A 13036-nucleotide genomic window follows, 5' to 3' on the forward strand; every position below is an offset into this window, starting at 1 on the left:
ACAGGGTTTGAGCAACGTTGGGTCGCGGCTAACGCCACACCGCCATCAACGCATGAAACTCCGCCTCGCTGATCAGTCCTTCAGGGTAACGCCCGGCAAGTAGCCGTCGTGGGTCGGTCGTCCTGACCCTGCTGCTTCCATGGTGCTTCAACCACGTCGCCAAACGCTCGAGCGATGCTTGGTCTATTGCCAATGGGCGCAATGCCGACTCACTTGCTGCATTCATTTCTACACGTACTCCTGGCCCGTGAGCAGCTAACCTACGCAAGTAGTGTTACAAGCAGGTAACCTGGTTACATCAGGCTATCTATTTGAAAAACAATACAAAAGCTATGCCACTGCAGGTGCCAGGCGTCGCCGGGCGGTTGTGCGCGTGCTCGTCCTCACCACGCGCCACGAACCATCAACGGTGCACAGGCGCCGGCTGCTGCTGGGTCAGGCAATGGATGTTACCGCCACCCAACAGCAATTCCCGTCCAGGGATCATCACCACCTCGTGATCAGGGAAGATGCTCGACAGTATGGCCTTGGCCTCGGCATCGGCCGGGTCGTCGAAGCTCGGCGCGATGATGCCGCCGTTGACGATCAGGAAGTTGACGTACGAGCCTGCCAGACGCACCGAAGGGTCACGCTCCTGGCTGCCCGACACCTGGTCGACGCCGGCACATTCTTCTTCGGTGGCGTACAGCGGCCCGGGAATCGGCATCTTGTGCACGACGAAGGCCCGCCCCTTGGCGTCGCGGGTGGTCTGCAGCACTTCCATGGCCGCGTGGCAGCGCGCGTAGTTGGGGTCGTTCACGTCATCTGTCCAGGCCAGTAACACTTCGCCAGGGCGCACGTAACAGCAGAAGTTGTCGACATGGCCATCGGTCTCGTCGTTGTACAGGCCGTCCGGCAGCCACACCACGGTATCGACCGCGAGGTTGTCGCGCAGCACGGTTTCGATCTGCTCGCGGTTAAGGTGTGGATTACGGTTGTGGTTCAACAGGCACTCTTCGGTGGTGATCACCGTGCCTTCGCCGTCCACATGGATCGAGCCGCCTTCGAGCACGAACCCTTCGGTGCGATAACGCTGGCAGCGCTCCATCTCCAGCACCTTGCCAGCCAATGCCTCGTCCCGGTTCCACGGTGCATACAGTCCACCCTCGAAGCCACCCCAGGCGTTGAAATCCCAGTCCACGCCACGCACTTCGCCGTTGTCGTTGACCACGAAGGTGGGGCCGGTGTCACGCACCCAGGCATCATCGCTGCCCAGTTCAACGACCCGGATATTGGGCTGGTCCAGCAGGCGACGCGCGTTTTCATACTGGCCCGCCGAGACGCCCACGGTGACCGGCTCGAAGCGCGCGATCGCCTTGGCCAAGGTGACATGGGCCGCCTGCGCCGGCTTACCGCCCAGTCGCCAGTTATCCGGCCGCTCTGGCCAGACCATCCAGACCTGGGTTTGCGGGGCCCATTCGGCGGGCATGTGGAAACCATCGGCACGTGGCGTGGAAGTGAGGGTTTTCATCGTTGACCTCTGTCATGGCCCTGCCCGGAAGGGTGTGGGCGTAAAAAGCGTTTATAACCGATATAAATCCATCTTTAAACAGAATAGCGTTCGAGAAGGCGCATAATATACGGATTATATTTCGATAATAATCGGCAAATACGTGACGCTCGTCGTGCGCAACCTAACCCTAGCAGTGTTCAGACCGTTGTCGGGCGCTCTTCTGGACAGGACAAGCACGCGTCTGCCAGCTAGGGTCATAACGCATAGCCTGCAGAGTGTTTCCCGATGAACGTGATACCCACTGCCCTCCCCGAAGTGCTGATCATCGAACCCAAGGTCTTCGGCGACAGCCGAGGTTTTTTTTTCGAGTCCTTCAACGCCCGCGAGTTTGCCCGGCTGACCGGCGCCGAGGTCGAGTTCGTCCAGGACAACCACTCGCGCTCCGGCCGGGGCGTGCTGCGTGGGCTGCATTATCAGGTGGCCAATACCCAAGGCAAGCTGGTGCGCGTGGTACAGGGCGAGATCCGCGATGTGGCCGTGGACGTGCGCAGGCACTCGCCAACATTCGGCCAGTGGGTGGCGGTGCACCTGTCGGCGGAAAACCATCGTCAGTTGTGGATCCCAGCAGGCTTTGCCCATGGCTTTGCGGTGATGGGCGATTCGGCGGAGTTTCTGTACAAGACCACCGACTACTACAATCCCCAGGCTGACCGCTGCATCCGCTGGGACGACCCGACGCTGGCCATTGACTGGGGCCTGCAACAGCCGCCTGTGCTGTCAGACAAGGACAAGGTGGGCGTGTCGTGGGCAGAAGCACAAGTGCTGCCTTAACTAGCGCATAATTGCATCAGACTTTTCTGACGCAATGATGTGATGATCGCCAAGAACACCCCTCCTCGCCGCCCCCGTTGGCGCAGCCTGGCCTTACTGGCGCTGTGCCTGGTGCCGCTGCTATGGCCGCTGCATCACCTGGCCGATCGCTATTACCGGCAAGAACTGGCCTCGCAGAACCGGCAGACCCTCGACCTCTATGTCGCCAACCTGCTGGGGACGCTGCACCGCTATGAAACCTTGCCGCAGATCCTTGGCGATTTGCCGGCCTTGCGCGGGGTGCTGGCCGATCCGTTCCGCCTGGAGGCGGTCACCAATGCCAACCGCCTGCTGAAAAACATCGTGCAGCAGACCGGCGCCGAGGTGATGTACCTCATGGACGTCAGCGGCAACACCTTGGCGGCGTCCAACTGGGACAAACACGACAGCTTCGTGGGGCGTAACTTCGCATTTCGCCCTTACTTCAACGAGGCCATGGCCGGGCACCTCGGTCGTTTCTTCGGCCAGGGCACCACGTCTGCAAAGCGGGGGTATTTCTTTGCCGCCGCCGTGCGCGACGGCGAACGCATCGTCGGTGTGCTGGTGGTGAAGGTCGACCTCGATCATACCGAGACCTTGTGGGGCCGCACGCCCGAGCAACTGCTGCTGACCGATCACAACGGCGTGGTCATCCTCACGTCACGCCCGGAGTGGCGTTTTCGCGCCACCCGTCCGCTGACCGCGGCCGAGCGCCAGGCCATCATCGCCATCCAGCCGTACCCGACCCAGGCACCCCAGCCGCTGGTGATCAGTGACGATGCCTGGATCACTCAGACCCGGGCCATTCCAGAGACCGGCTGGCAGGTCAGCATCCTTGCGCCGCGCATCCTGGTGGACCGCTCCGCGCAGACGGTCACGGCCATCGGTGCCGGCGCTCTGCTGGTCATCGTGCTGCTGACTGGCCTGGTAATGCAGCGGCGCCGTCATTATATGGACCGCATCGACTTCGAGGCCCGTGGTCGTCAGCAGCTCGAACAGCGCGTGGCCGAGCGCACCGCCGACCTCGAAGGGCTCAACGCGCGCCTCAAAAGCGCCGTGCTCGAACGCGAAAATGCCCAGCAGGAGGCCGTGAGGGCCCAGGACGAACTGGTGCAGGCAGGCAAGCTGTCGGTGCTGGGCACCATGTCGGCGAGTATCAGCCATGAGCTGAACCAGCCCCTGGCAGCCATTCGCAGCTATGCGGAAAACGCCGAGATCCTGTTGGACCATCAACGTACCGAGGACGCGCGCGGCAACCTGAAACTGATCGGCGAACTGACCGGGCGCATGGCCTCGATCATTGCCCACCTGCGCGCCTTTGCCCGCCGTGACCGCCACGCGCCGGAAAGCGTAGCCCTGCAACCGGCCCTGGACGATGCCCTGGCCCTGCTCGCCAAACGTCGCCGGGCAATGGCGGTGGAGCTGGTGCGCGACCTGCCTGAAGCGACGCTTTGGGTACAGGCGGGCGAAACCCGCCTGCGTCAGGTATTGGGCAACTTGCTGGCCAATGCCCTGGACGCGCTGACCGAGAAGGCCAACCCGCGCCGGTTGTGGATAAGTGCAGAGCAGCAGGACGATTGCGTTTATCTCTCCATTCGCGACAACGGCCCCGGCTTCACCCGTCAGGCACTGGAGCATGCCAGAGAGCCCTTTTTCACCACCAAGACCCGCACCCAGGGGCTGGGCTTGGGCCTGGCCATCTGTGACAGCCTGATGCGCACCCTGGGGGGAGAACTGTTGCTGGCCAACCACCCCGAGGGCGGTGCGGTGCTGACCTTGAAAATGCGTGTAGCCCCGCCGGGTGCCACCTTGCCCAATTCAGAGGATTCTTCGGCATGAGCCCCGAGACACTGATCGACAGCCGCGCCCAGGTGATCCTGGTCGACGACGACGCACACCTGCGCCAAGCCCTGAGCCAGACGCTGGACCTGGCCGGGCTCAAGGTCGTGGCACTGGCCGATGCCCACGGCCTGGCCGAGCGCATTCCAACAGATTGGCCGGGGGTTGTCGTCAGCGATATCCGTATGCCGGGCATCGACGGCCTGCAGCTGCTCGAGCAGCTGCATGGCCTGGACAGCGAACTGCCGGTACTGTTGATCACCGGGCACGGCGATGTCCCGCTGGCGGTACAAGCCATGCGCGCCGGTGCCTATGACTTCCTGGAAAAGCCCTTCGCCAGCGACGCCCTGCTCGACAGCGTACGCCGCGCCCTGGCACTGCGCCAATTGGTGCTGGAGAACCGTAGCCTGCGCATGGCCTTGAGCGACCGCCAGCAACTGGCCACGCGCCTGGTAGGCCAGTCCGCGGCCATGCAGCGCCTGCGCGAGCAGATCGGCGCGCTGGCCGGCACGCGAGCGGACGTATTGATCCTGGGTGAGACCGGGGCTGGCAAGGAAGTGGTCGCCCGCGCCCTGCACGACCTGTCGAGCCGCCGGGACGGGCCCTTCGTGGCCATCAACGCTGGCGCTTTGGCCGAATCGGTGGTCGAGAGCGAGCTGTTTGGTCATGAGCCTGGCGCCTTCACGGGCGCGCAAAAACGCCGCATTGGCAAGTTCGAATTCGCCAATGGCGGTACGTTGTTCCTTGATGAAATCGAAAGCATGAGCCTGGATGTGCAGGTAAAGCTGTTGCGCATGCTGCAGGAGCGCGTCGTCGAGCGATTGGGTGGCAATCAGCTGATACCGCTGGATATCCGCATCATCGCCGCCACTAAGGAAGACCTGCGCCAGGCCGCCGATCAGGGCCGTTTTCGTGCGGACTTGTATTACCGCTTGAACGTGGCGCCCTTGCGTATTCCACCGCTGCGCGAACGTGGCGACGACATCCTGATGCTCTTCCAGCATTTCGCCGATGCGGCCAGCCAGCGCCATGGCCTGGGGCCGCACGCGCTGCAACCTGCGCAACGGGCCTTGCTGTTGCGCCATGACTGGCCGGGCAATGTGCGCGAACTGCAAAACGCGGCCGAACGCTTTGCCCTCGGGCTGGAGCTGGCACTCGATGGCCAGGCGCCGCCTGCAACCAACGCGCCCGCCCCCGTCACCGGCAACCTGAGCGAGCAGGTGGAGCACTTCGAGCGCTCGTTGATCACTGCCGAGTTGGCCCAGCCTCATGGCTCGCTGCGTAGCCTGGCCGAAGCGCTGGGTGTTCCACGCAAGACGCTGCACGACAAGTTACGCAAGCATGGCCTGAGTTTCGAGGGCGGTGGCGGTGGCCACGACGACCATGAGGAAACCCGTTGATGAGCAAGCCGATTCACCCGCTGCAGACAGTGCTTCACGGCGATATTCCACTGACCCGGGAGATGGGCCTGGAGGTGCTGGACTGGCAAGGGCATACCCTGCGCCTGCAACTGCCATTGGCCGCCAACGTCAACCACAAGAACACCATGTTCGGTGGCAGCCTCTATTGCGCCGCGGTCCTGGCCGGCTGGGGCTGGTTGCACCTGCGGCTACAGGAGTTGGGCATCGATGATGGGCATATCGTCATTCAAGAGGGGCAGATCAGCTATCCGCTGCCGGTTACCGGCGCCGCCGTGGCCAGTTGCGCTGCACCGGACGAGAAGGCCTGGTCGCGGTTCCTGACAATGTATCAACGGCGTGGGCGGGCACGGCTGACGCTGGAAACGGCAGTGAGCAACGTGGGCAGTGATGAAGTGGCGGTGCTGTTCAGCGGGCAGTATGTGTTGCACAGGTGAGCGGCGGGGTGATCGCGAGTGATCAACTGTCAGTCTTGTGTGAAGGCGAGCATCTAAGGCCGCTTAGCGGCCCTTTCGGCCCTCAAACGATGAGCAGTTTTCAACACCCAACGCCGCACTGACTCTTGTGAATCAAACAAGCGCAAGCAAGGCCTCTCGCCAACCAGCCCCCGCCGGCAGGGCCAGGAAGTAGGGATTGAGCAGCGATTCGCGCGCCGGATACCGGAAGGGTTGGCCGTCGACCTCGATCACCTCGCCCCCGGCACCTTCGACCACACCCTGAGCAGCCGCGGTGTCCCACTGGGAGGTCGGCGCCAAACGCGGGTAGCAGTCGGCGCTGCCTTCGGCCAACAGGCAGAACTTCAGCGAACTGCCCACCGAAACCAAATCAAGCGGCCCCACCGCAGCACCCAACCCGTTCAGCAAAGCCTCTTGCCGAGGGCTGGAGTGCCGGCGGCTGGCAACCACGGTGAAAGGCGACCCGGCAGGCGGGGTGGCGCGCACCTGGATGGCCTGCGCGGTTTCACCCCGCTCCGCTCGCCAGGCACCCAGGGCCCTGCCGCCGAAATAGCAACGCCCCGAAGTGGGCATCGATACCACCCCGAACACCACCTCGCCCTGATCGATCAAGGCGATGTTGACTGTGAATTCCTCACTGCCGGCAATGAACTCCTTGGTGCCGTCGAGCGGGTCGACCAACCACCAACGGCGCCACTTCTGGCGCTCCACCAGTGGGATATCGCAGTCTTCTTCGGACAGAACGGGAATGTGCGGGGCCAGAGCCTGCAAGCCCTCTGCAATCACTTGGTGTGCAGCCAGGTCCGCAGCCGTGACAGGCGAGTCGTCGGCCTTGTTGACGACGGCCACATCGGCGCGCCAGAACGGCAGGATCGCCTCGCCCGCCGACAGCGCCAACGCCACCACGCCCTGCATCAATTGCTGATCGTTCATAGTGCCAGTACCCCGCGCTGGATCAGCAGGTCACGGGCCAGGTACAAGGCAGCCAGCGCGCGACCTTCGCTGAACTGCGGGTGCATGGCCAAGGCCGACAGCTCCCGCAGGTTGACCTTGTCCACGCCCATCGGCTCCGGCTCATCGCCTTCCAACCGTTCCTCATACAGGTCGGTGGCCAGCACCACCTGGATTTTCTGACTCATGTAGCCCGGAGACAGGGAAAGCTCGGTCAGGTGCTCCAGTTGCCGTGCACCAAAGCCGGCTTCTTCCTTGAGCTCTCGGTCAGCTGCCGCCAGCACGTCCTCGCCGGGCTCGATCAGGCCCTTGGGTAGGGACAGTTCATATTCGTCAGTTCCACCGCAGTACTCTTCGACCAGGACCGCGTGCTCGGCATCGAGCATGGCCACGATCATCACCGCGCCATAACCGTTGCCCCGGCCCACCAGCCGCTCGTAGGTGCGTTCCACGCCGTTGCTGAACCGCAACTCGACGGCCTCGACTCGGAACAGGCGGCTGCTGGCGACGATTTCGCGGCTGAGGACGGTAGGTTTCTGGCGCATGGGGGGCTCCTTGGCGTGAACGGGTTACTATACCGTGGCTTGCCGACCGAACGAGAGTTTCCCATGCCTGTTCTTCCCTGGTCCGCCATCGACACCGTCCTGCTGGACATGGATGGCACACTGCTCGACCTGCACTATGACAACCGCTTCTGGCTGGAGCACCTGCCGCAGCGCTATGCAGAACTGCACGGCGTGAGCCGGGCGATGGCGCAGCTGGAACTCGAACCGCTGTTCGAGCGCAACGCCGGCACGTTGAACTGGTACTGTCTGGACTTCTGGAGCCGTGAGCTGCGCTTGCCGATCCGCGAGCTCAAGCGCGAAATCGCCGACCTGATCGCCTTGCGACCCGATGCCGATACCTTTCTGGCTGCGATCAGCCAGGCAGGCAAGCGGGTAATCATGATCACCAATGCACACCGCGATTCACTGTCGCTCAAACTCGAGCGCATCGAACTGGCACCCTACTTCGACCGTATGATCAGCTCCCACGACTATGGGTTTCCCAAGGAAAGCCCGCAGTTCTGGGATGCCTTGCAAGCCGATATCGGCTTTGAACCTGCCCGCAGCCTGTTCATCGACGACACATTGCCCATCTTGCGCAGTGCCCGGCAATTCGGCGTGGGCCACTTGCTGGCGGTGCGTCAGCCGGACAGCCAGGCGCAGCCTCGGGATACCGCGGAGTTCGCAGCTGTCGAGGACTATCGGGAATTGCTGCACGGACTGTGAACGCAAACCCGCGCCATGGGCGCGGGTTGCGGTGACAAGCCTATAGACAGGCTTACCCGTTACTCGGGAATACGCAACACCTGGCCCGGGTAGATCTTGTTCGGATCCGACAGCATGGGCTTGTTGGCCTCGAAGATCTTCTGGTACTTGTTCGCATCGCCGTACACCCGCTTGGAGATGGCGCTCAGAGTATCGCCCTTCTCCACGGTCACGAAGCGCGCAGCCTGGGCTACTGGGCCGGTGACGGTGATCTGATCGTCGACGCTGGCCACACCTTCAATGTTGCCGGCTGCCAGAATGATCTTCTCTTTCTCTTCCTGGCTCGCTACCTCGCCCTTGAGGGTGACTGTGTCGCCTTCCACGGTGGCGGTGATGTTGGGGTTACCCAACCCGACGTTTTCAACGTGCTTTTTCAACTGCTCCTCGGCCTTGGCATTGCCGGGGGTTAGCAGATCGATCAACTTCTCGCCTGCTTCCTTCACAAAGCTGAATAGACTCATGACGCTCTCCTTGTTGATGTGAAACCGTTGGACAGTGAAGTCTAGGCCATGACTCAGTCAGTCATCGCACTGCGACCTATCGACGCGGTCTATCACGGCATAGACCCTAGCAATTAGACGTCGCCGGCGGGCAAGCCTAGGCTTGTAGCCTCAGTAAGCCGGCGCCCAATCGCCGATCAAGAGCACGCCTGGATGAACAGCAAGCCACCGTTCTGTGCGGCCTCGTTACCGTTAGCCCTGCCCGCCGCCAGCACTACCTATGATTACGTCCAGCTCGGCGATGCCCAGCCTGGCAGCACGCCACTGGCCGAAGAAGTCGCCCTGGCGATCGTGTACAACGGCCTGAACCAGGCCGTCATGCTCGTCAGCCCGACCGACCTGGAAGATTTTGCCGTTGGTTTTAGTGTGGGCAGCGGCATCGTTGAAAGCACCGCCGAAATCTACGACGTCAAACTGTCGGGAAGTGGCGCGTCGATGTACGCGGACCTGGAAATCTCCAGCCGCGCTTTCTGGAACCTGAAGAACCAACGCCGCCAGCTGGCCGGCACCAGCGGCTGTGGCCTGTGCGGCGTCGAAGCCCTGGAGCAGGCGCTGCCGGACCTGGCCAAGCTGCCCGGCGCCCCGTTGCCGCCTGCACAGTGGCTGGTCGGCCTGCGCCAGCGCATCGACGCCTTCCAGCCGCTGGGCCAGCACTGCGGCGCCGTGCATGCGGCCTTGTTCATGGACCGCCATGGCGAACTGCTGCTGGGCCGCGAAGACATTGGCCGGCACAACGCCCTCGACAAGCTCATTGGCGCACTGCTGCGCCAGGGCATCGACAGCGACGGCGGCCTGGCCATCGTCACCAGCCGTTGCAGCCTGGAACTGATCCAGAAAGTACTGCGCGCCGGCATCCAGACCCTGGTCAGCCTGTCGGCACCAACGGGCCTGGCCCTGCAATGGGCGCGCAGGCACAACCTCAACCTCATTCATTTGCCCAAACACAGCGCACCGCGGGTCTACAGCCCGGCGGCGGAGTCGTAACAGCCGTGACCTCGTACCAGCCTATTCCGAAAAACGCCCCAGCCTCTTCCCCTCGCTACAAGCCCTACCACGGCCCTGCCGGCGGCTGGGGTGCACTGCGCAGCGTGGCCAAAGCCTGGGTTGGCAGCGACAACCCGCTGAAGAACATCCGCGCCCTGCTCAAGACCAACCAGAACGGTGGCTTCGATTGCCCGGGTTGCGCCTGGGGCGACTCGCCCGAAAGCGGCATGGTCAAGTTCTGCGAAAACGGCGCCAAGGCCGTCAACTGGGAAGCCACCAAACGCCGCGTGGACGCCGCCTTCTTCGCCCGCTACAGCGTTACCTCGTTGTTGCAACAAAGCGACTACTGGCTGGAGTACCAAGGCCGACTGACCGAACCGATGGTGTACGACGCCGCCAGTGATCGCTACCAGCCCATCAGCTGGGACGCCGCGTTCGCCCTCATCGGCCGAGAGCTGAACAAGCTCGCAAGCCCTGACCAGGCCGAGTTCTATACCTCCGGGCGCGCCAGCAACGAAGCGGCTTACCTGTACCAGCTCTTCGTGCGCGCCTACGGCACCAACAATTTTCCGGACTGCTCGAACATGTGCCACGAGGCCAGCGGTGTGGCGCTGGGGCAGAGCGTCGGGGTGGGCAAGGGCACCGTCACGTTCGAGGATTTCGAGCACGCCGATGCCATCTTCGTCTGGGGCCAGAACCCGGGCACCAACCATCCTCGCATGCTGGACCCGCTGCGCGATGCGGTGAAACGCGGTGCGCAGGTGGTGTGCATCAACCCGCTCAAGGAGCGTGGTCTGGAACGCTTCCAGCACCCGCAAAACCCGCTGGAGATGCTGACCAACAGCGACCGCCCCACCAACACCGCGTTCTTCCGCCCGGCGCTGGGTGGCGACATGGCCATGCTGCGCGGCATGGCCAAGTTCGCCCTGCAATGGGAGCGTGAAGCGCAAGCCAAGGGCGAGCCGGCGGTCTTCGACCACGCCTTCATCGCCGAGCACGGGCACGGCCTGGACGACTACCTGGCGGTGGTCGATGCCACGCCGTGGGCGCATATCCAGCAGCAGTCGGGCTTGGCACTCGAAGACATCGAACTGGCCGCCCGTATGTACTGCCGGAGCCAGCGCGTGATCATGTGCTGGGCCATGGGCATCACTCAGCACCGTCACTCGGTGCCGACCATCCAGGAACTGGTCAACCTGCAAATGCTGCGCGGCAACATCGGCGCGCCAGGGGCCGGATTGTGCCCGGTTCGCGGTCACAGCAACGTGCAGGGCGACCGCACCATGGGTATCAACGAGCGTCCGCCTGCCGCCCTGCTCGACGCCATCGAAGCGCGCTTCGGCTTCCCGGTGCCGCGCAAGAACGGGCACAACACCGTCGAAGCCATCCATGCCATGCTCCAGGGGCACGCCAAGGTGTTCATCGGGCTAGGCGGCAACTTCGCCCAGGCCACGCCTGACACCGAGCGCACCGCGCGGGCGCTGCGCAACTGCGAACTGACCGTGCACATCAGCACCAAGCTCAACCGCAGCCACCTGGTTCACGGCAAGCAGGCGCTTATCCTGCCTTGCCTGGGCCGCACCGATATCGATATGCAAGCGGACGGGCCTCAGGCGGTCACCGTCGAAGACTCGTTCAGCATGGTCCATGGCTCCAACGGCCAGCTCAAGCCACTGTCCCGGCAGATGCGGTCCGAACCTGCGGTCATCGCTGGCATCGCTGCAGCCACCTTGGGCAAACACCCTGTGGACTGGCAATGGCTAGTGGCCGACTACGACCGCATTCGAGCCCTGATCGCCGACACCATTGCAGGCTTCGCTGATTTCAATCAGCGCATGCGCCAGCCTGGGGGGTTCTATCTGGGTAATAGCGCCGCCCGGCGCGAGTGGGCCACGGCCAATGGCCGCGCCAACTTCAAGGCCAACCTGCTGCCAGACTCCCTGATCGACGAGCGTGTACGTAATAGCGGCCAGGTGCCGGACTTGGTACTGCAATCGATGCGCTCGCACGATCAGTACAACACCACCATCTATGGCCTGGATGACCGTTACCGAGGCGTACGCGGCCAGCGCGACGTGTTGTTCGCCAACGAAGCCGACATTGTTCGGCTGGGCTTTGAGCCTGGCCAGAAGGTCGACATCGTTTCACTGTGGGGAGATGAGCATGTACGCCGCGTGCGCGGCTTCACTCTGCTGGCGTTCGACATACCTGCAGGGCAGGCAGCGGCCTATTATCCAGAAGTGAACCCTTTGGTACCGCTGGAGAGCATTGGCGAGGGTAGTCACACACCCACGTCCAAGTTCATTGCGATCAAACTGGAACGCGCAGAGGACGACGGACGAATACTCTGAATGAAAAAGCCCTGGTCCAGTACAGGAGCAGGGCTGGGTCACAAGAGCATAAGACCGCAAAAAAAAGACAAAGTTTCACTTATAAATCAATGAGTTGACGAATTGTGTACAACCCATGCAATTCGTCGGATATTCGTTGCCACTGGCTGCAGATAGAAGCACATTCGCCTCGTCATCACTCTGAGGCTCTCTTGAATGAAGAAGTACTCCTCGATTCTGTTGTTGTCTTTCAGCTTGCTCAGCGGCGTTGCCATGGCAGGCGGCTCCACCGAGGCCGGCATTGGCGGCGCATTGGGTGGGGTACTGGGCTCAGTCGTAGGCCAGTCCATCGGTGGTAGCACAGGCGGCGCCATAGGCGCAGGCCTGGGCGGCGCCGCCGGCAGTGCGGTGGGCGCCGACAAACGTCAGCGTGGCGAAGCGGCCATCGGCGGTGCGCTGGGCGCAGCAGGCGGCAACGTGGTGGGCCGTACCGTTGGCGGCACCACCGGCAGCTACATCGGTGCAGCCGCTGGCGGCGGCGCAGGCGGTGCCCTGGGCAACTACATGGGCAACAAGGCTGATCAGGATGATCGCCGCGACCATCGCCGCTACCGCCGCGACTACGACGACCGCCGTCACTGGGACCGTGGTCACCATTACGGCCACCGCAAGCACGGCCGTCATCGCCACCCTTGATGGGGCAGCGGTAACCGCTGCGCAAAGACCCCGCCTTGAGGCGTAATGCTGTTCACTTAAGCGTGTTGGGGCCGTTTCACGGCCCATCGCGGCACAAAGGCCGCTCCCACGATGCCCAGTGAGCCCGCTAACTCAAGCGTCACGCAGTCACTGTGGGGCCTTGTGCCGCGATGGGTCGCGGAGCGGCCCTAAATGAACAGCATTACGCCTTG

12 protein-coding genes are annotated in these 13036 nt (G+C 63.0%); 8 read left to right on the forward strand and 4 right to left on the reverse strand.

Going from position 1 to position 13036, the window contains the following annotated elements:
* Window positions 1–403: 403 nt before the first annotated feature.
* The gene (gene aguA, locus PFU01S_RS15300) at window positions 404–1510 is read right to left on the reverse strand and encodes an agmatine deiminase (protein WP_027914102.1); all 1107 of its coding nucleotides are present in this window, start codon (window positions 1508–1510) and stop codon (window positions 404–406) included.
* Between the two features lie 267 nt (window positions 1511–1777).
* Between aguA and rfbC the strand changes: the two genes are divergently transcribed.
* The 4 genes from rfbC to PFU01S_RS15320 are packed head-to-tail and all read left to right on the forward strand — an operon-like array spanning window position 1778 to window position 6035.
* Window positions 1778–2323, forward strand: a complete 546-nt coding sequence (gene rfbC, locus PFU01S_RS15305; RefSeq protein ID WP_023535751.1) for a dTDP-4-dehydrorhamnose 3,5-epimerase — start codon at window positions 1778–1780, stop codon at window positions 2321–2323.
* Between the two features lie 42 nt (window positions 2324–2365).
* Window positions 2366–4180: a sensor histidine kinase gene (locus PFU01S_RS15310; protein ID WP_028688173.1), complete on the forward strand. Its 1815-nt coding sequence runs from the start codon at window positions 2366–2368 to the stop codon at window positions 4178–4180.
* On the forward strand, window positions 4177–5580 hold the full coding sequence (locus PFU01S_RS15315) for a sigma-54-dependent transcriptional regulator (RefSeq protein WP_027914105.1): 1404 nt from the start codon (window positions 4177–4179) through the stop codon (window positions 5578–5580). Before PFU01S_RS15310 ends, PFU01S_RS15315 begins: the two co-directional genes overlap by 4 nt.
* The gene (locus PFU01S_RS15320) at window positions 5580–6035 is read left to right on the forward strand and encodes a thioesterase domain-containing protein (RefSeq protein WP_027914106.1); all 456 of its coding nucleotides are present in this window, start codon (window positions 5580–5582) and stop codon (window positions 6033–6035) included. The genes PFU01S_RS15315 and PFU01S_RS15320 overlap by 1 nt, the downstream gene beginning before the upstream one ends.
* Before the next feature lie 132 nt (window positions 6036–6167).
* Here PFU01S_RS15320 and cysQ read toward each other — a convergent pair whose 3' ends face one another.
* Window positions 6168–6986 carry a 3'(2'),5'-bisphosphate nucleotidase CysQ gene (cysQ, locus tag PFU01S_RS15325; RefSeq protein WP_028688174.1) on the reverse strand — a complete coding sequence of 273 codons (819 nt, stop codon included), beginning with the start codon at window positions 6984–6986 and terminating at the stop codon, window positions 6168–6170.
* Window positions 6983–7549, reverse strand: a complete 567-nt coding sequence (gene nudE / locus PFU01S_RS15330; RefSeq protein WP_023535727.1) for an ADP compounds hydrolase NudE — start codon at window positions 7547–7549, stop codon at window positions 6983–6985. Before nudE ends, cysQ begins: the two co-directional genes overlap by 4 nt.
* Window positions 7550–7612: 63 nt before the next feature.
* Here nudE and yrfG point away from each other — a divergent pair, with 63 nt between their 5' ends.
* Window positions 7613–8275 carry a GMP/IMP nucleotidase gene (gene yrfG, locus PFU01S_RS15335; protein ID WP_028688175.1) on the forward strand — a complete coding sequence of 221 codons (663 nt, stop codon included), beginning with the start codon at window positions 7613–7615 and terminating at the stop codon, window positions 8273–8275.
* Window positions 8276–8334: 59 nt separating this feature from the next.
* Here yrfG and lysM read toward each other — a convergent pair whose 3' ends face one another.
* Complete coding sequence (lysM, locus tag PFU01S_RS15340) at window positions 8335–8775, reverse strand: peptidoglycan-binding protein LysM (RefSeq protein WP_027914110.1); 441 nt, start codon at window positions 8773–8775, stop codon at window positions 8335–8337.
* A gap of 192 nt (window positions 8776–8967) precedes the next feature.
* Here lysM and fdhD point away from each other — a divergent pair, with 192 nt between their 5' ends.
* The 3 genes from fdhD (at window position 8968) to PFU01S_RS15355 (ending at window position 12824) form a co-directional block, all read left to right on the forward strand.
* Window positions 8968–9798, forward strand: coding sequence for a formate dehydrogenase accessory sulfurtransferase FdhD (fdhD, locus tag PFU01S_RS15345; protein WP_028688176.1), 831 nt, complete (start codon window positions 8968–8970; stop codon window positions 9796–9798).
* Window positions 9799–9803: 5 nt separating this feature from the next.
* Window positions 9804–12149, forward strand: a complete 2346-nt coding sequence (locus PFU01S_RS15350) for an FdhF/YdeP family oxidoreductase (protein ID WP_028688177.1) — start codon at window positions 9804–9806, stop codon at window positions 12147–12149.
* 195 nt (window positions 12150–12344) lie between these two features.
* Window positions 12345–12824, forward strand: coding sequence for a glycine zipper domain-containing protein (locus PFU01S_RS15355; RefSeq protein WP_027914113.1), 480 nt, complete (start codon window positions 12345–12347; stop codon window positions 12822–12824).
* Window positions 12825–13036 lie beyond the last annotated feature (212 nt).

The organism is Pseudomonas fulva NBRC 16637 = DSM 17717 (assembly GCF_000730565.1).
Classification (GTDB): Bacteria; Pseudomonadota; Gammaproteobacteria; order Pseudomonadales; family Pseudomonadaceae; genus Aquipseudomonas; species Aquipseudomonas fulva.